Origin of the sequence: Amycolatopsis minnesotensis (assembly GCF_039529815.1) — a bacterium.
Taxonomy (GTDB): Bacteria; Actinomycetota; Actinomycetes; order Mycobacteriales; family Pseudonocardiaceae; genus Amycolatopsis; species Amycolatopsis minnesotensis.
Genome location: NZ_BAAANN010000046.1, coordinates 16,097 through 32,937, shown reverse-complemented (window position 1 = coordinate 32,937; position 16,841 = coordinate 16,097). Strand labels below are relative to the sequence as shown.

The window sequence follows — 16,841 nt, the reverse complement described above, 5'->3', positions numbered from 1 at the left end:
AGCGGTGTCCTCTTTGGAACGGCAGGTCGCCGCGGGCCTGTCGGCGCTGGCCGGGCTGAGCGTCGCCTCCGGGATGACCATCCGGCGCCGCGGCAGGGGCGAACGGGCCCGGCGCCACCCGGTGCACCGCCGCGCGGACGGCACGCTCGTGGAGTTCTCCGCACGGGTGCCCGATGACGCCGGCTACGTCGTCCTGTTCGAATCCGGTCTCGGCATGCCCCACGAGTACTGGGACTGGGTGTGCGCCGAACTGCCCGGCGACGCGGGCTACTTCCGGTACAACCGGCCCGGCTACGGGCTCAGCACCCCGCGCTACGAGTTCGGTCTCCACGAGCACTTCGACCTCGTCGACGAACTGCGGGACACCCACATCGGCGAGCTTCCGGTGGTACTGGCCGGCCATTCGCTCGGCGGCTACCTCGCCGCGGCCTACGCGGCGTTCCACCGCGGCACCGACCTCGGCATCCGGCGGCTGGTGCTGGTGGACGCGACCAACATCCGGCAGGTGCACCGCGCCGCCGGGACCACGACCGACCGCTGGGCCCGCCAGACGATGGTGATGGAACGGATCTACGCCCTGACCGGGCTGAACGCGCTCAGCCCGGCCTCGAACCGGCGGCGCACCTATCCCGACGAGGTCAACCGGAGCCATCGCGCCTTCCTGAGCGAGTACCGGTCGTGGGCGACCGCGCACCGCGAATACCGTGCGTCGCAGGACTTCCCCGAGCTGGGCGAGGTCGGTGTGCCGGTGGACGTGGTGACCGTGTCCAACGGCCTCGCCAGCTCGGCGGCGCACCGGGCCGCGCAAGCCGAGCTGCTCGAGCTTTCCGCCGTCTCGGAGCACCACTTCGTGCAGGGCGCGGAACACGAGTCGGTACTGGCGGCCCGCGAGTACGCCGCGGAGGTCGCGCGGGTGATCGCGCGGTCCGGTGCGGAGGAGGTGCGCGATGCGCGGTGAGCGGTGGAAGACCGCGGCCGTGACCACCGGGCTGGCCGCCTGGCTGGTGGCCACCGCGGCGGCGCAGCTACCGGATCCCCGGTTCGACGGGCTGCTGCGCAAGGGGCCGTGGCGGATCCCGGTGCCCAACTGGCGGTTCTTCGGGCCGAACCCCGGCACGAAGGACGTGCACCTGCTCTACCGCGACGTCTCGGCCTCGGGCACCACGCCGTGGGAGCAGGTCCCGGTGACCGGTGACCGGCCCTGGTACGCACTGGTGTGGAACGCGCGCAACCGCAGCCCGAAGGCGCTGTTCGACGCGCTGCAGTCGATCACGGCGTTCGCGGGCGCGGTGGGCGGGGACCTGGACCGCATCGAAAAGTCGCTCGGTTACGGCTGCCTGGCCGAATTCGTCCGCGCGCACCTCGCGCACGTCGACCAGGCCGAAGCGACCCAGTTCCTGTTGATGGAATCGTTTCCCGTTTCCGGCGGCGAACGGGACGTCATTCCCGTTTTCGCCTCACGGGAAATAAGGCTCGGCGTGAGCTGATGGAAGAGCGCTGAGGGAAGCGTTCACTACAGGAGGAAACATGCGCAACGACGTGATCGCGGGCTACGCCAACGAAAACCTGGCCGCTGTCGCGCCAGGTCTGGTGGCGAGGGGTCGCGACGAGGCCCCGGTCTATGCCGGGACCGAACTCACGATCATGCAGGACTATATGCCGATCTTGGTCGCGACCAAGTGGGTTTGTGTCAACTCGTAAAACTTCCGGCCCCTGCGAAAAGGAGAGAGAAAATGCACGACGACCTGATTTCGAGCTACGCCAACGACCGGCTCGGCGCCGTCGCGCCGGGACTGATCGGCAGCGGTGCGGACGCGCTCCCGGCGTTCTCCGTCACCGCCGTGACCGTGCCGACCGGCATCTGGGTGTCCGCCGCGGGCACCACGTACACCAACGCCGCGGGCTGAGCCCCGTGCTGCCGCGGCGGCGGGCTCGTCCCGTCGCCGCGGCTTTCCTTCCAGCAAAGGAATCCCATGGTCATCGGACGCCACCAGCACGAGGTCGTCGCCAGGCGGGTGGCATCGCTGGGCACCCTCGTTTCGGCGCTGGAGATGCTCAGCCAGTCCGCCCGGTTCGAGCAGGGTGAGCTGCTCAGCACGCAGCTCGACAAGATCCACCCGAAGTTCGCGAAGCGGTTCCCCCGGCTCGTCGAAGCGTTGTCGTCGAAGGGCGCGAGCGTCGGCTTGTACGCGGCGCAGGCGGCGGCCTCGGCGGCCACGATCGCTTGGCCGCGTTCTCGCCGCGTCCAGTTCGCGGGCGCGGCGACGCTGGCGGCGACCGGCGCCGCGGGCCGGATGCGCAACCCGTTCGGCGGTGACGGTGCCGACCAGCTTCAGCAGGTCATCAACGTCACCTTCGCCGCCACGGCCGCGCTCAAGGACCGCGAGAAGGCGCGCGACCTCACCCTGCGCACCCTGGCGCTGGAGACCACGATCTCCTACCTCGCCTCGGGACTGGTCAAGGTGGTGTCCCCGGTCTGGCTCGCCGGGGACGCCTTCGAAGGCATCATCCGCACCCGCAACTACGGCGATCCGCGCGTGCACCGCCTCGTCACGCGGTACCCCGTGCTGGGCAAGCTCGTCTCGTGGGGAACCATCGCCGCCGAACTGGGGTTCCCGCTGGTGTTCGTGCTGCCGCCGCCCGCGGCGCGCGCGTACCTCGGCATGATGACCTCGTTCCACCTGGGGATCGGCCAGTTCATGGGGCTGAACCGGTTCGTGCTCGCCTTCGGCGCCACGCACCCGGCCATCCTGCACGTCCTCTCCGAACGCAGCCGGCGCCCCGCCGAGGGCGGTTGACCGGACCCGAGCCTGAATGCCCTGATGGCCACCTCGGCGGCGACCAGCGCCGTCATGGTGGCCATCAGGGACTTTCCTCCCCCCTCGGTCCGACGCCGGAACGTCAGACGGTGAGGGTCCAGGTGTCGAGCGTGCCGGTGTCGCCCGCGTACGCGTCGTAGACGACGAGCGTCCACGCACCGCCCGCGTTCTCACCCGTCACCGGTACCGAGAAGTCCCTGCTGCCGAACTGGGTGCACGGCGCGTTCCCGGTCTCCTTCACCGGATAGCTGCGCCCCGACGGGCCGGTCAGGCTGATCCGCAGGTCCTCGGCGCAGGTGTGCGAAGCGGTGATCTTCACCTGCACCGGCGAGGTCGCGGCACCGGCCGTGGTCGGCGAAACGGCGCTGTTCACGGTGCCGTAGTCGGTGATCGCGTAGTCGGTGTCGTTGGTGAAGACCCGGTCGCCCGGTGGCGTCGTGGTGCCGGCGCCCGCCAGCTTCCACACCGCGTAGGCGATCGCGTCGCTGTTGCGGTCCATCGGGACGTCCTTGAGGTTCGACAGCGTGTCGCAGGCGCGGTGGTAGCAGTTGTCGAACGCCGCACCCGCGGTGCCGCCCCACTTCCGCTGCTGTGCCGCGGACTTGATGTCGCCGGCACCCGTCGCGAGGCCGCCGACGGGAATGCCCGCGCTCTTGAACGAGGCGTGGTCCGAGCGCCCGTCGCCCTCGCTGTCGCCTTCGGTCGGCACGTTGAGGGTCGCGAAGTACTCGTCGAACACCGCCTTGATCGAAGCCACGTCGTCGTAGACGAAATGGCCCCAGTTGCTCGACGCGATCATGTCGAAGTTCAGGTAGGCCTTGATCTTCGACCGCTCCGCCGACGGCAGGTTGTTCACGTAGTGCCGGGAGCCGCGCATCCCCGACTCCTCGTCGGCCCACCAGCCGAACCGGACGCGTTTCGCTATCTCGGGGTTCGTCTTCGCCAGCGTCAGCGCGGTTTCGAGGATCGCCGCGCTGCCGGATCCGTTGTCGTTGATACCGGGGCCGGCGCTGACGCTGTCCAGGTGCGCGCCGAGCATGATCACCTGGTTCGCGTCGCCGTGCGGCCATTCCGCGATCAGGTTCTGGCTCTGCCCTGAGCAGCTCGTGCACGTCTGGCGGCTCGTGGTGAACCCGGCTGCCTTCAGTTTCTGTTCCACATAGGACACCGAAGCGGCGTAACCGCCGCTCGCGGCGGTGCGGCTGCCGCCGTACTGCCGCGCGATGGTCTCCAGCTGGCTCAGGTGCGCCCTGACATTGGCGAGTGAGATGTCGGGCGCGGCGATCGCGTGCGGTGCGGGGGCCACCGGCGGCGCGGGGGCCGCGGTCGCGACCTGCCCTATGCCCAGCCCCAGCGCCAGCGCCATACCGGCGGCGAAGCCTTTGAAAGCTCGCACGATCAGTGCTCCTTAATTCGGGGATGGAGCGGTGCGACGGCGCCGATCGGGGTCAGCGCCGCCGCACCGTGTTCAGTGGGGGATCAGCAGGCGCCGCCGTCCTTCCAGACGTACCAGGAACCGGGCGCGCCCGGCTCGGCACCGCTGGAGTACCAGTTCGATGTCCACTTGTGACTGTTGTGGGAGACCTCGTCGCCCGGCACGTACAGCGTGTTCGCGTCCCACGCCTCGACGCCGTCGCAGCCCGTCGGCGGGTTGCCGCTGCCGACGGTCAGGTCGTACTGCACGGTGTGGTCCACTTCGGCACCGTCCGCGTTGACGGTGACCTTGCTGCTCCCGTTCGGGGTGTTGGCCGCGGTGGTGATCGTCAGCTTCGCCGAGCCGCCCGAGGTGATCGACTCCGGCTCGAACTTCGCGGTCGCGCCGCTGGGCAGGCCGGTGGCGGTCAGCTTGATCGCCTGTGCGGTGCCGTTGGTGGTCGTGGTGCCCACCGTGACGGTCGCCGACTCACCGGGCTTCACGGTGCCGGAGGACGGGCTCAGGCTGACCGAGTAGTCGTTCTTGCCGGGCTGCTGGTTGCAGGTCGTCGGCTCACCGCTGACCGGCGGCACGCTGACCGCGTTCCACGCGGCCTTCACCGCGTTGAACTCGGTGCAGCTGTTGGGGAACAGCGAGAGCGCGGCCTCCAGGGTGGCCTTGCGCGCCGAGTTGTGCCGCCACGACGAGGTCTTCTTCAGCAGGCCGTTGTAGAAGATCTTGCCCGCGGACTGGATGCCGATGCCGGTGACCGTGCTGTTGTTGCAGGTCGGGCTGGTCGGCTTGCCGCCACCGGGGTTGCTGCCCTCGGCCAGCAGGTAGAACCAGTGGTTCTGCGGGCCTGCCGCGGCGTGCACCTCGGTGCTCGGGATCGACGACGAGTAGCAGTTCGGGTCGCCGACCTTCGACGGGTTGTACATGTAGCGGATCGGGCCCTGGCCGACCAGGTTCACGCCTTCGCCGACCTCGTAGTCGGGGGTGTCCTTCGCGTTGTTCGCGTAGGCCTCGGTGAGCGCGCCGAAGATGTCACCGGTCGACTCGTTCAGGCCGCCGTTCTCGTTGCCGGAACCCGCACCGCCCGGCGTGGTCTGGAAGATGCCGTGGCCGAACTCGTGGCCGACGACGTCCATCGAGGTGGCCTGGCGCCGGTTGTCCTGCGAGTGCCCGAAGTGCGTGGACGAGCCGTCCCAGTACGCGTTGACGTCGTTCAGGCCGACCGAGGCGGGGAACCCGCGCCCGTTGCCGTCGATGCCGTTGCGGCCAAGCCAGTCCTTCAGCATGTTCCACTCGCGCTGCACCGAGTACAGCGTGTCGACGCAGCCGGTTTCGAGGTCCGTGCCGGACCCGTTGCCCCACGCGTCGTCGTTGCCGGTGAACACCGAGCCGCCCTCGCGCCCGCAGCTGATGCCGCTGCGCCCGGGGTCGCGCATGGAGTACGAGCTGCCGGAGCCCGTGGTGTCGATCGTGACGTTGCCGACGTAGAAGCTGTTACCGCTGCCGAAAGGCGCCGGAGGCGTGCTCGCGGGCGTGCCCGTGGCGTGCGGTGCTTCGGCCTTGACGTCGTCGCGCTTGTCGAGCACCGCGCCCGTCGCGCCGTCGACGAAGACGTGCAGGTTGCTCGGCAGGTTCGCGCCGCGTCCCTTGACGACGACCTCGTAGGCGAGCTTCGGGGTGGCCCCGCCCACCACCACGAGCTGCGGCGACGACACACTGTCTACAGTGGACAACTGGCCGCGCGCGACGGCGGCCGCGCGGTCCGCGCTGATCCCCGGCTTCGTGCCGACCTTGATGTCGGCGGTCTCCGCGGCACTCGTGTCCCGGACGCGTCCGGCGCCGTCGGCGACCACGACCGCGTCGCCACCGATGACCGGGAGGCCGCGGTAGGTGCGCTCGTAGGACACGTAGAACAGGCCCGCGCCACCAGGGGTGACGCCGAGGCGGCGGAACGCCTCGTCGGTGCCCTTGCTCAGCCTGTCGACGCCGATGGCGGCGGCCTGGTCGGCCGCGGTGATCGCGGCGGCCTCGGGGCTGACGGGCTGCGCGGGAGGGGCGGCCGGTGTGGCGCTGGCCGGGATCACCGGCAACACCATGGTCATAGCGAGGCCGGCTATCGCCGCCAAGCCTGATCTGAGTCCACGCTGGGGAGTCATCGCGGATACCTTTCGTTCAAGGCAGGCCGCACTACCCGGCGAGACGGGGAAACGGGCCGTCGCGCCGGGCAGCACGGTGTGCGGGGGAGAACTGCCCGAGGAGGTGCAGGGACGGGACCTCGGACGAGCTTGAGTAAAGAATTCGGCAAGGGGGGCGTCAATGCGCTGAGTGGAGTAGTGGTGGCCTGCGGATTTATCCGTAGTGCCCCCGCAAACACTTGCGCAGCAGCGGTTTTCCACCCCAGAGCTGCTGGGAGCGACTTTCGTATGGTCTTCTGCTAATACGTGCATCGGTGCCGAGGCCACGTCATTCCGGTTATTAATTTTCCTTGATCCCCAGTGCCCGCGAAGCGGCGCGACTGGCCGAGCGGGCGGCCGCGACGGGCCGTGATGCCGTCCCGGAACGGCCGGGCCTCGGGTACGTTGTGGTGCCCCTTCGCCGCTGGCCCGCGAAGGCAGCCCCACGATCACAGCGCGCTTGCCCCCGGGCCGCCACCGGTACGTGGCGCCCGTGCATGGGCTTCGGGTGCGGGTCCGCACATGTGCCTCGGTGCGTTGCTGTCGAGGGTGCGGACGGAGGTCGCGTTGGCGGAGTCGCCGGTCGCGTTCTGGTGCCCCTTCGGTCTGGTGCCTCGAGGGCGGGGTGACCGTGGCGGTGGCCCGGCGAGTCCTTTGAGGACATAGCGGGCAGCCACCTGTACCCCGCCGGTGTGGCGGGGTTTCTGGTCAGGCGGCGCGGGGTCGTGCGGTGTGGATGGTGTTGGTTCGGGGTCTTCGCCAGGGATTCAGGTGTGCTGGTGGCGTGAACTCCGGATGCCCGTTGACCATGCGGGGTTTCCAGTCGCTGTTGTGGAGTAGGCGGTGGTGGTGTTCGCAGAGGAGTACGAGGTTTTCGACTTTGGTGTCGCCGCCTGCCCACCACGGCACGACGTGGTGGGCCTGGCAATGTTCGGGCTTTCTCCGGCAGCGGGGGAAACAGCATCCACCGGGATGAGCTTGCAGTCACACGCCATGATCCTGGCTTCGCTGACCGTGATACCCGTGACCGGATCCAGACACGCCTGATCGAGTCCACTTTGGAGGGTGGCGAGCGGGATGGTGACGATGAAGTCTGCGCGGCCACCACTGTGCCCTGGCGCCGACACTCTGGCTGGGGTTGATCGCGAGCGCCCGTGCCACCAATTTCCGCACCGCACCCGACGTGGTCCGCGCGACCTCGGCCACCAACGCCGTGGTGGAGGGGTATCCGAGTTCACGTGAGCCATCGTTGTCCAGGTGCGCGATCACACGACAGACCCGGGCTTCCTGCTGCCACAAGACCATCATCTCTTCCCGCAGCAGCGCGGCATTGTCCCGCGCTCCGCGCTGCCACAGCTCCCGCTGCGCTTCAAGGGAAGAGTTCTCGGACACAACACAATTCTACCGCGATCGTACACAGGTTCGACTGATCCATCCAAGTGAATCAAAATAAAAAATCCACAATGGACATTCCTGAAGCGGAATATGTTTCACAATAAGGAGATAATCGAAACAGGAAGCCAACGAAGCGCCACACACACCACAGAGGTTAAACTGACCGCGTGACAGCACCAAGAATCCTCCTGATCGAGGACGCCGAAGCGATCCGCGTTTCGGTGGAAGCCGCGTTGGGCACGGCCGGTTTCGAAGTGCGCGCCCGTGCCGACGGTGAAGCGATCGAGCAGGACCTCGTCGGGTTCCGCCCCGATCTCGTGGTACTGGACGTGCTCCTGCCGGGCAGGGACGGATTCGAACTGCTTTCCTTGATCCGCCGGAACTCCGCGGCGGGAGTGGTCATGCTGACCGCACGGGACGGGGTGGAGGATCGCCTGCGCGGGCTCGGCGAAGGAGCCGACGACTACGTGGTCAAGCCGTTCGTGCTGGCCGAGCTGGTGGCCAGGGTGACAGCGGTGCTGCGCCGGACCGGCCGCACCAGGCCGACCGTCGAGATCGGCGATCTCGTGGTGGACGCCGAGGCCGGGATGGCGCTGTACGCGGGCGAGCGGGTGGACCTCACCACGACCGAGTGGAAGCTGTTGAGCCATCTCGCCGCGCACCGCGACCGGGTGCGGAGCAAGACGCAGATACTGGCCGCGGTCTGGGGGTACGACGACTACGCCGAGAACCTCGTCGAGGTCAACGTCAGCACGCTGCGCCGGAAGCTGGAGCAGCACGGGCCGCGGATCCTGCACACGGTGCGCGGCCAGGGGTACGTGCTCCGGGGCGAGGTCGGATGAGCGGGCTGCGCACCACCTCCCTCTACCGCAGGGTGACGGTGACCGCGCTGGTCGTGCTCGCCGTGGTGCTGGTGGTGCTCGGGTTCGTGGTCAGCGCGGTGTTCCGCGCGCAGGCGGAGCGGGACGTCAACGGGCTGCTCACCGGGCGCGTGCAGCTCGCGCAGCAGCTCGCCAAGCAGGGTGCGCAGCCGCAGAACCTGGTGCGGCGCGTGGAGACGCGCGGTGTGGAGGGCAGGCTGACGCTGACCGACGGCACCGTGCTCGGGGCGCCGCCGCGGCCGGCGGAGGCCAGGCTGCGCCAGGTCAAGACGACCTTGAGCGGGCGGGGGAAGGTCGACGGCGCCGCGCTCACGGTCACCGCCGACGAGTCGATCGTCGCCGGTGCGGAGTCGACGTTGCGGTGGGTGCTGTTCTTCACCGGGCTGGCCGCGATCGCGGTGACCGCGGCCGCGCTGCTCGTCGGTGTCCGGATCGCACTGTCCCCTTTGGACGCCATGACCGGACTCGCGCGATCGATCGTGACCGGGCGGCGCGGTGGCAGGCTGGCCCCGTCGAGCGCGAAGACCGAGCTGGGGAGGGCCGCGAGCGCGTTCGACGACGCACTCGACGCGCTGGAGGGCGCGGAACGGGCGGCGCGCGCTTCGGAGGAGCGGACGCGCCGGTTCGTCGCGGACGCCGCGCATGAGCTGCGCACCCCGATCGCGGGCGTGCAGGCCGCCGCCGAAGCGGTGCTCCAGCAGGGACCGGACGCGGATCCCGCGCTCACCGAGCGGCTGCACCTGTTGCTGGCACGGGAGTCCCAGCGGGCGGGCAAGCTGGTGAGCGATCTGCTCGACCTCGCCCACCTCGACGCCGGGGTGCGGCTGGAGCCCGAGCCCGTCGCGCTGCTCGCACTGGCGCGGGCGCAGGCGGATCGGGCGCGCCTGCTCGCGCCCGAACTCACCGTCGAGGTCTCGGGACCGGACACCGTCGTCCTCGGCGATTCCGATCGGCTCACCCAGGTATTGACGAATCTCGTGGACAACGCCGTGCGCGCGATGGCGGGACGGGGCACGCTGAGCCTCACCGTGACCGAGTCCGGTGTGACCGTGTCCGACACCGGGCCGGGTGTGCCTGCCGAAGACGTCGAACGGATCTTCGACCGGCTGGTGCGCCTCGACGACGCCCGCGGCCAAAGCGGGGCCGGGCTCGGCCTCACGATCGCGCGCGGGTTCGCCCGCGCGCACGGCGGCGATCTCCGCTACGAGCGCTCCGGCGGTGCTTCCTTCATCCTGTATGGACTGTCCAAGCCGGACTCTCAAGCAGGGAGCAGCAGCCCGTCGAGCCGCCCGGAGTGACCGGGCAGCACGCGGTCCGCCGGGGTGCCCAGCACGCCTTCCAGCATGCTCGCGTACACGTCGCGGAAGTCGACGGTCTGCTTGAGATCTCCTTCGGCGAGATCGGTGAGGCTCGGCTCTTCGCCGTGGAACCCGCCCCGCACACCGTTGCCCAGTACGAACATCGGGCCCGCCGTGCCGTGATCGGTGCCCTGGCTCGCGTTGGCGCGCACCCGCCTGCCGAACTCCGAGTACACCAGCACCACGGCCTGCCTGCCGCGATCGGTGCTCGCCAGCCTGCGCGCGAACGGGGTCAGCGCGCCGTCCAGTTCGGTCAGCAGCCGCTGCTGCGTGCCGCGCTCGTCGGCGTGCGTGTCGAAACCGCCGAGTGACACCGAATACGCGCGAGTCGGCACACCCGCTTCGATCAGGTTCGCGACCACGTCGAGCTGCGCGGTCAGCTTTCCCTTGCCCTGCTTCTTTTCCTGGCCGTGCGCGGGGCCGCCGAGCACCCGCGCCGCGTTGTGCAGGTCCCCGACGGACTTCGCGGCCTTCGCCTGCCAGAAACCCTCGCCCGGTTGCGCGGCACCCAGTCCTTCGAAGGACTTCCCGAGCGCGCCCTTCGGCAGCGCCAGGCCGCCGACCGGCAACGACGCGGCCGCGGTCCCCGCACCGGCGAGCAGTGGCGGCAGCACGGGCTCGACGGACATCGCGCGCAGCGGGTCGTCGCCCGTGCTGTCGAGCCACCGGCCGAGCCAGCCGGTCGGGACCGAGGTCTCCGGCGACGCGGTCTGCCAGATCGCCATCGAGCGGAAGTGGCTGTGGTCCGGGCCGGGGTACCCGGCGCCGCGCACGATGGCAAGGGCCTTGTCGTCCCACAGGCCCTTGAGCCCCTTCAGCCCGGGGTTGAGGCCGAGCCCCTCGCCGAGATCGAGCACCTCGTCCGCCCGGTACGCGAGTTCGGGCCGCGCGTCCTGGTAGGCGTTGTCACCCGCCGGGACGACGGTGTTGAGCCCGTCGTTCCCGCCGTAGAGCGTGACGACCACGAGCACGCCGTCCTTCGGGTCCAGCGGCGTTTGCGCGGCGGCCGTCATCAGGCTCGTCCAGTCGACCTGGGTCGCGCCGGCCGCGAGCGCGCCCGCCGCGGTCACGCCGCTCGCGGCGAGGAATCGCCGCCGGGTCAGCTTGGTCATGTCCCTCACCCGCTCACTGCGTATTCGGGGGCGCACGCCGCCACCGCGATCAGGTCCGGCACGGTCCCGGTGACACCGGCGAGCGCGTTCTTCGTCCGCTCCGACCAGGCGTCCACACCGAGCAGGTCGCCGACCGCGGCCACCCGGTCGCGCGCGTTCGCGACGGCGTCGGGCTTCGCATGTCCGGCGACGAGCCGGGCGAGCCGCAGCCGCGCCGCCCCCGCCGAAGTAGTCAGCCACGCGCCGCCCGCGGCCCAGCCACCGACGCTGGGCGGCTGGAACGGCACTTGGCCCATCCCGCGCAACCCGGCGAAAAGCTCCTTGTCGTCGAGCGAACCAGGCCGGACGCCGAGTGCGCGCAGGAGACCGGCGAGCCATTCCACCGGTTGTTTCACCAGTGCCAAAGCCTGATCCCGGAACGCGGGTTCCGCGGCGATCGCCTTGAGCACGGCCGTGATGTCCCGCTTGGCGCCGTAGGCCGCGACGAGCCGGTTCAGGACGTCGGCGGGCGGCGGCGAGGAAGACACCAGGCGGAACCAGATCCGGCCGACCACGAACGGCGCCGACTCCGGCCTGCCCAGCACGAGGTCCACAAAGGACTGTGCGGTGAAGTCGCCGTCGCGGCCGAGTATGTGTTTCGACGCGGTGTCATGGCGTTTCGTGACCAGTTTCGCCGTCGTGACATCGCGGTCCGCGGACCAGCCGGTCAGCGCGCGGGCCGCCTCCCGCACGTCGTCCTCGGTGTAGTGCCCGACGCCGAGTGCGAACAGCTCCATGAACTCGCGCGCCAGGTTCTCGTTCGGCGAGCCCGCCCTGTTCTTGTTTCCGTCCAGCCACAGCAGCAATGCCGGATCGACGATCATCGCGCGCGCCAGCTCGGTGAAGCTGCCCATCCCGAGCGAGCGCTGGGTCTGGTTCTGCGCGAGCATCAGCTCCGGGCTGCGCACCTTCTGCTCGCTGGTCGCGAAATGTCCGTGCCAGAACCAGGTCAGGCGTTCGACGGAAGGGTGATCGGCCGTGGCCATCCGGTCCAGCCACCACCGCGCCGCCTGCGCCTCCTGCGCTTTCAGCTTTGCCGCGGCCTGCTTCTTCGCCGCCTCGTCGCCGTTCTTCTTGCCAGGGCGGTCCGGCGGCGGGCCGAGCTGTGGCGGCGGAGTGCCGCCGTCGGTGCCGGGAGTGAGCAGGCCGGTCAGCGTTTCGGCGAACCCGCGGTCGAGCTCGCCCGGTCTCGGCCCGAAGCCGAACCGGTCGTGCAGCCGCCGGACGGCGCCGCGTTCCGTGATTGCCGCCATGACACCCGATGGTGGCGATCGCGGAACGCGGCGGAAAGCGCGCCGCCGGGTTCTTCAGCCGATCTTCAGCGAAGTCACATGTCCTTCGCGCCCTGTTTGACGGCCTCGCGGATGCGGGCGTAGGTGCCGCACCGGCAGATGTTGCGGATCTCGTCGAGATCGTCGTCGCCGATCTCGTGCCCGGCCGCCCTCGCCTGCCGGACCTTCGCGACCGCGGCCATGATCTGGCCGGGCTGGCAGTACCCGCACTGGGCGACGTCCAGCTCCAGCCACGCCTCCTGCATGGGGTGCAGGTCCTTGCCGACGGTCGCGGGCAGGCCCTCGATCGTGGTGATCTCGTCGCTCGGCTTGATCTTCGACACCGGCACCGAGCACGGGTTGAAGGCCTTGCCGTTGATGTGGCTCGTGCACGCCTTGCAGACGTCGAGCCCGCAGCCGTACTTCGGCCCCTTCACGCCGAGCAGATCGCGCAGCACCCACAGCAAACGCTCGCTGTCCTCGGCGTCCACTGTGATCTGTTTGCCGTTCAACTTGAAAGTGTGTTGTGGCACAGGAACTCCTAGAAAGCGTGGTCGAGGCCGTCGGTGGGCGAGGCGGGGGTCGAAGGCGACAGCGGGATCGGCTCGAAGCTGATCGTGCCGTGGTTGATCGGGAAGGTGGTCGGCATCTTCCCGACCGCGCGCGCGTAGGCGCAGGCGGTGGCCGCGAACGCGGGCGCCACCGCGAGTTCGCCCGCGCCGCACGGGTTCGACGACGTGTCGGGCATGATCACGACCTTCGTCTCCAGCGGCGTGTTCCACTCCCTGGTGTAGAAGTAGTTGTCCCAGCTGCCTTCCAGCGGCATACCGTCCTTGATGTGCAGGCTCGACGTGAGACACGTCGCGATGCCGTCGTTGAGGCCGCCGATCATCTGCGCCTCCAGCCCGCGCGGGTTGATCGCGAACCCGGGGTCGATCACGACCAGCGCCTTGGTCACCCTCGGCCCGGTGACGCCCTCTTCGACCTTGCGGTTGACCGTTTCCGGGCGGCAGTCGATCTCGATCAGCACCGCCACCGCGCCCCGGTACTCCGAGTGCAGCGCGATCCCCTGCGCCATCCCGGCCGGGAGCTTCCTGCCCCATTCGCCGACCTGCACCGCCCGCTCCAATGTGGCGCGCAGCCGTTCGTCCTTGAGGAACTCGCGGCGGAACTGCACCGGGTCCTTCTTCATTTGCGCGGCGAGCTGATCCACCACGAGTTCCTGCGCGGTCACCACGTTCGGCGAGTAGATGTTGCGCATGCTGCCGGTGTTGAACTTCAACGGGATCTCGTTGAGGAGCTGCGTGGTGACGCCGAAGTTGTACGGCGAGGACTGGCTCAGCTCGAAGATCGACTCGGCGAAGGTGAGGTTCCCCGCGATCGGCAGCTTCGCGGCCGTCGAGGTGATCATCTCGCCGAGGCCGTGGCTGAACTCCGTCTGCACGCTGGTGTGCCGCTGCTCGAAGCTGACCACGTTGCCCAGCGCGTGGGTGGCGCGGACCCGCGACACCGACATCGGGTGCGCGCGGCCCTGCCGGAAGTCGTCGGTGCGCGACCACATCAGCTTGACCGGCTTGCCCATCTTCTTCGACGCCTCGGCCGCTTCCAGCGCCGCGTCGTGGAACAGGTGCCGCCCGAACGAGCCGCCGCCCTGGGTCACGTGCACCTTCACCGCGCCCTGCGGCAGCCCGATCTTCGCCGCGATCTCCTCCTGCGCCACGATCGGCACCTTCAGGCACGACCAGATCTCCGCGCGGTCCTCGCGCACGTCGGCGATCGCGCTGCCGGTCTCCAGCGGGCTGTTGCTGGCGAAGGCGAAGGTGAACTCGGCGTCGATCGACTTCGTCAGCAGCCCGGGGACCACCATCGGCAGCGTCGCCGCCTTGAGCTTCTTGTACACGGTTTCGTCGGACTCGCCGTCGACCGTGCCCTTGCCCCAGGTCACCTTCAGCGCGCGGATCGCGTCGATGCACTGGCCGAAGGTCTCCGCCCGCACCGCGACCCCGAAGGTGATCGGCGCGATGTCGGTGACGCCGGGCATCGCCTTGACCTCGGCCGCGTTCAGCACGGCCTTCGGCGTGCCGTTGATCGTCGGCGGGCGCGCGACCATGGTCGGCTTCGCGTCCGGGACGTCGAGGTCGAGCGTGAACTGCTTGCGGCCGGTCACCGCCTCCAGCGCGTCGATCCGGTTGCGCGGGGTGCCGAGGACCTTGAACTGACCGCGGTCCTTCAGCTTCGCGGTGACCGTGGTCGTCCGCGAGGCCGCCGCCGCGCGCGCGAGCGAGCCGTAACCCGCGCGCTTGCCGTTCTGGTGCGAGATGACACCGTTGTCGACGCGGAGCTGCGCGACGGGCACGCCCCACTGCGACGCGGCGGTGGCCAGCATCCGCTCGCGCGCGATCGCCGCCACCGTCCTGATCGCGGTGTACATGCTGCGCACCGAGTTCGACCCGCCGGTGAGCTGGTTCATCAGCAGCTCCGGCCGCGCGTCGGCGAGGGTGACCGTGACCTTTTCCAGTGGCAGGTCCATTTCCTCGGCGATCATCATCGCGGCCGCGGTGGTCATGCCCTGGCCGACCTCGGCCCTCGGCAGCGCGAAGGCGGCCGTGCCGTCCGCGTTGACCTGCACCGAGATCAGGCCGGAGGTGGGCGCCGCGGCCAGGTTCTGCAGATCGCCGAGGTCGAAGAGGTCCGCGGGCTGCGGCAGCGACGGGATCGCGGCGTCGGCGGCCGGCGCGTCGATCGCGGCGCCGCCGACCTGGGCGGCGACGGCGAGCGTGGGGGCGGCGACGAGGAAGCCGAGGAAGCGGCGGCGGCCCATCCCGTCCGGTTCGGCTTCGGGGGGTGTGGGCGCCTGCAGTTCGGGCGCACGGTGGTGCTCGACCATCAAAGGGTCCTCTCGAAACGGCGCTGTCTCCAGAGCGTGGCGGGGCTGACCGTGGTGGGTTCGGGACCGGTGGGCGCGTCACCGATCCGTCACGGCGAGTGCGCCCCTTTCCGGGCCGGAGTGTTACACAGGTCACTACCCCAAAGCTACGACCACGGTGCCTACGTTTGGGCTAACCCCGTTGTGCGGAGTGCACAATGCGTCGTAAAAGAAGGGGCGTCAGGAGAGCGGGTAGAACGGCAGCGCGCGAAGGGCGAGCGCCAGCTCTACGGGCAGGTCGTCGCCGCTCAGGGAGTGCCCCAGCAGGTCTTCCAGCCGCCGGATCCGGTTGATCACGGTGTTGCGGTGGCAGTGCAGCGCCTCGGCCGTCCTCGTCGTCGAGCCCGCGGTCTCCGTCCAGGTCCGCAGCGTGTGCAGGTACAGCCGCCGGTCCCGCACCGGCAGGTCGAGCAGCGGGCCGAGCCAGCGCTGGACGAGCGGCTCGGTCAGCTCCGGCGAACTCAGCAGCAGGGCCTCCGGCAGCCGGTCCGAAAGGCTCGCGAGCCCGGCGGCTCCGCTGTGCGCGGGTGGCACCGTGCGCCTGGCGAGCGTGGCTTGCCGGAAGCCGAGGTCGACCTCGGCGAGGCCCGACACGACGAGCGAGATGCCGACCGGCACGTCCAGCAGTTCGCGCAGCACGGCCACCGCTTCGGCCGTCGATGTCGGCGTCGACGCGGGCAGGGCGAGCAGGCCGACGAGCGTGTCGGACCGCGCCTGCCACGCCGACCGGATGCCCGCCGCGTCGAGCCGTTCGCCGAGTGCTTCGGTCAGGCCGTCGGTGACGTTCCGGTCGCCGGCCGACACCACGACGAACGGGCCGTCCACCGGCAGCCGCACGATCCGGGCCGCTTCGTAGGCGAACGCGGCGTCCTTCGCCCTGCCCTGCAACAACCCTTCCCACAACGTCGCCCGCCGCTGCTCGTCCGCGCGCACGAGCTGCCGCTCCGCCGCGTGGTAGGCCGCCGCGACCTGTGCCGACAGCGCGTCGATCACCTCCCACACCCGCGTCGCGACCTCCACCAGCGCTTCCGCCTCGGTGCCTTCGAGCCGCGCCTGCTCGATCAGCGCCTGCCACACGAGCCGCCCGCCGAGGCGGAACGAGCGCAGCAGGTCGTCGAGCGGCAGCCGCTGGCGCGCGCGCCGCTGCCCCGTCGCGTCCGCCGCGTCGTGGAAATCGGGACCTTCGCCGTCGTCTTCCGCGCGGTCGAGACCCGCCAGCAACTGCAGCACGCGCGTCAGGTTGTCGTGGCAGGAACGCCACAGGTCCTCGTCCGGCACCACGTTCATCCGGCGGTAGCCGGGGTTCTGCTGCTCGATGACGCGCACGAGCGCGTCGGTCAGCGCCGGGACGCGCTGGAGCACGCTCGACGCCAGCTTCTCCGCGATCCGCGCGCCACCGTCGTCCATGGCCGGTCAGCATCGCACAGGTGCGCGGGGAGA

16 protein-coding genes are annotated in these 16,841 nt (G+C 69.9%); 7 read left to right on the top strand and 9 right to left on the bottom strand.

Features of this window, described 5'->3' with window-relative positions; all coding sequences use genetic code 11:
- Positions 1–4: 4 nt before the first annotated feature.
- From ABD256_RS38250 to ABD256_RS38230, 5 genes are all read left to right on the top strand, one after another.
- Positions 5–958 carry an alpha/beta fold hydrolase gene (locus ABD256_RS38250; protein ID WP_344430230.1) on the top strand — a complete coding sequence of 318 codons (954 nt, stop codon included), beginning with the start codon at positions 5–7 and terminating at the stop codon, positions 956–958.
- Positions 948–1,487 (top strand): hypothetical protein, encoded by a 540-nt coding sequence (locus tag ABD256_RS38245; RefSeq protein WP_344430227.1) that lies wholly within the window; start codon positions 948–950, stop codon positions 1,485–1,487. Before ABD256_RS38250 ends, ABD256_RS38245 begins: the two co-directional genes overlap by 11 nt.
- 40 nt (positions 1,488–1,527) lie before the next feature.
- Positions 1,528–1,701 carry a hypothetical protein gene (locus ABD256_RS38240; protein WP_344430225.1) on the top strand — a complete coding sequence of 58 codons (174 nt, stop codon included), beginning with the start codon at positions 1,528–1,530 and terminating at the stop codon, positions 1,699–1,701.
- Between the two features lie 32 nt (positions 1,702–1,733).
- Positions 1,734–1,907, top strand: coding sequence for a hypothetical protein (locus tag ABD256_RS38235; protein ID WP_344430223.1), 174 nt, complete (start codon positions 1,734–1,736; stop codon positions 1,905–1,907).
- A gap of 66 nt (positions 1,908–1,973) precedes the next feature.
- Positions 1,974–2,798, top strand: a complete 825-nt coding sequence (locus tag ABD256_RS38230; RefSeq protein ID WP_344430221.1) for a hypothetical protein — start codon at positions 1,974–1,976, stop codon at positions 2,796–2,798.
- Positions 2,799–2,901: 103 nt separating this feature from the next.
- On the opposite strand, the gene ABD256_RS38225 is transcribed toward ABD256_RS38230, so the two are convergent.
- From ABD256_RS38225 to ABD256_RS38215, 4 genes are all read right to left on the bottom strand, one after another.
- On the bottom strand, positions 2,902–4,185 hold the full coding sequence (locus ABD256_RS38225) for a M20/M25/M40 family metallo-hydrolase (protein WP_425546590.1): 1,284 nt from the start codon (positions 4,183–4,185) through the stop codon (positions 2,902–2,904).
- A gap of 113 nt (positions 4,186–4,298) precedes the next feature.
- The gene (locus ABD256_RS38220; RefSeq protein WP_425546589.1) at positions 4,299–6,341 is read right to left on the bottom strand and encodes a M4 family metallopeptidase; all 2,043 of its coding nucleotides are present in this window, start codon (positions 6,339–6,341) and stop codon (positions 4,299–4,301) included.
- Positions 6,342–7,127: 786 nt separating this feature from the next.
- Positions 7,128–7,403 carry an HNH endonuclease signature motif containing protein gene (locus ABD256_RS44560; protein WP_425546588.1) on the bottom strand — a complete coding sequence of 92 codons (276 nt, stop codon included), beginning with the start codon at positions 7,401–7,403 and terminating at the stop codon, positions 7,128–7,130.
- On the bottom strand, positions 7,404–7,811 hold the full coding sequence (locus tag ABD256_RS38215) for a hypothetical protein (protein ID WP_344430216.1): 408 nt from the start codon (positions 7,809–7,811) through the stop codon (positions 7,404–7,406).
- A 170-nt stretch (positions 7,812–7,981) separates the two neighbouring features.
- Between ABD256_RS38215 and ABD256_RS38210 the strand changes: the two genes are divergently transcribed.
- Both ABD256_RS38210 and ABD256_RS38205 read left to right on the top strand, forming a co-directional pair.
- Positions 7,982–8,656: a response regulator transcription factor gene (locus ABD256_RS38210; protein WP_344430214.1), complete on the top strand. Its 675-nt coding sequence runs from the start codon at positions 7,982–7,984 to the stop codon at positions 8,654–8,656.
- The gene (locus ABD256_RS38205; RefSeq protein ID WP_344430212.1) at positions 8,653–9,993 is read left to right on the top strand and encodes a sensor histidine kinase; all 1,341 of its coding nucleotides are present in this window, start codon (positions 8,653–8,655) and stop codon (positions 9,991–9,993) included. The genes ABD256_RS38210 and ABD256_RS38205 overlap by 4 nt, the downstream gene beginning before the upstream one ends.
- Here the strand turns inward: ABD256_RS38205 and ABD256_RS38200 are convergent.
- The 5 genes from ABD256_RS38200 to ABD256_RS38180 form a co-directional block, all read right to left on the bottom strand.
- Positions 9,954–11,165, bottom strand: coding sequence for a DUF1501 domain-containing protein (locus ABD256_RS38200; protein ID WP_344430210.1), 1,212 nt, complete (start codon positions 11,163–11,165; stop codon positions 9,954–9,956). The genes ABD256_RS38205 and ABD256_RS38200 overlap by 40 nt on opposite strands.
- A gap of 5 nt (positions 11,166–11,170) precedes the next feature.
- Positions 11,171–12,457: a DUF1800 domain-containing protein gene (locus ABD256_RS38195; protein WP_344430208.1), complete on the bottom strand. Its 1,287-nt coding sequence runs from the start codon at positions 12,455–12,457 to the stop codon at positions 11,171–11,173.
- 74 nt (positions 12,458–12,531) lie between these two features.
- The gene (locus ABD256_RS38190; protein ID WP_344430206.1) at positions 12,532–13,008 is read right to left on the bottom strand and encodes a (2Fe-2S)-binding protein; all 477 of its coding nucleotides are present in this window, start codon (positions 13,006–13,008) and stop codon (positions 12,532–12,534) included.
- Between the two features lie 8 nt (positions 13,009–13,016).
- Positions 13,017–15,362: a molybdopterin cofactor-binding domain-containing protein gene (locus ABD256_RS38185; protein WP_344430204.1), complete on the bottom strand. Its 2,346-nt coding sequence runs from the start codon at positions 15,360–15,362 to the stop codon at positions 13,017–13,019.
- Between the two features lie 219 nt (positions 15,363–15,581).
- Positions 15,582–16,808 carry a PucR family transcriptional regulator gene (locus ABD256_RS38180; RefSeq protein WP_344430202.1) on the bottom strand — a complete coding sequence of 409 codons (1,227 nt, stop codon included), beginning with the start codon at positions 16,806–16,808 and terminating at the stop codon, positions 15,582–15,584.
- Between the last annotated feature and the right edge of the window lie 33 nt (positions 16,809–16,841).

What these genes read in the sequence shown, in the direction of transcription:
- ABD256_RS38245 (WP_344430227.1), top strand. Translation starts at nt 948, where the DNA reads ATGCGCGGTGAGCGGTGGAAGACCGCGGCCGTGACCACCGGGCTGGCC.
- ABD256_RS38240 (WP_344430225.1), top strand. Translation starts at nt 1,528, where the DNA reads ATGCGCAACGACGTGATCGCGGGCTACGCCAACGAAAACCTGGCCGCT.
- ABD256_RS38235 (WP_344430223.1), top strand. Translation starts at nt 1,734, where the DNA reads ATGCACGACGACCTGATTTCGAGCTACGCCAACGACCGGCTCGGCGCC.
- ABD256_RS38230 (WP_344430221.1), top strand. Translation starts at nt 1,974, where the DNA reads ATGGTCATCGGACGCCACCAGCACGAGGTCGTCGCCAGGCGGGTGGCA.
- ABD256_RS38225 (WP_425546590.1), bottom strand. Translation starts at nt 4,185, where the DNA reads ATGGCGCTGGCGCTGGGGCTGGGCATAGGGCAGGTCGCGACCGCGGCC.
- ABD256_RS38220 (WP_425546589.1), bottom strand. Translation starts at nt 6,341, where the DNA reads ATGGTGTTGCCGGTGATCCCGGCCAGCGCCACACCGGCCGCCCCTCCC.
- ABD256_RS38205 (WP_344430212.1), top strand. Translation starts at nt 8,653, where the DNA reads ATGAGCGGGCTGCGCACCACCTCCCTCTACCGCAGGGTGACGGTGACC.
- ABD256_RS38200 (WP_344430210.1), bottom strand. Translation starts at nt 11,165, where the DNA reads ATGACCAAGCTGACCCGGCGGCGATTCCTCGCCGCGAGCGGCGTGACC.
- ABD256_RS38195 (WP_344430208.1), bottom strand. Translation starts at nt 12,457, where the DNA reads ATGGCGGCAATCACGGAACGCGGCGCCGTCCGGCGGCTGCACGACCGG.
- ABD256_RS38185 (WP_344430204.1), bottom strand. Translation starts at nt 15,362, where the DNA reads ATGGTCGAGCACCACCGTGCGCCCGAACTGCAGGCGCCCACACCCCCC.
- ABD256_RS38180 (WP_344430202.1), bottom strand. Translation starts at nt 16,808, where the DNA reads ATGGACGACGGTGGCGCGCGGATCGCGGAGAAGCTGGCGTCGAGCGTG.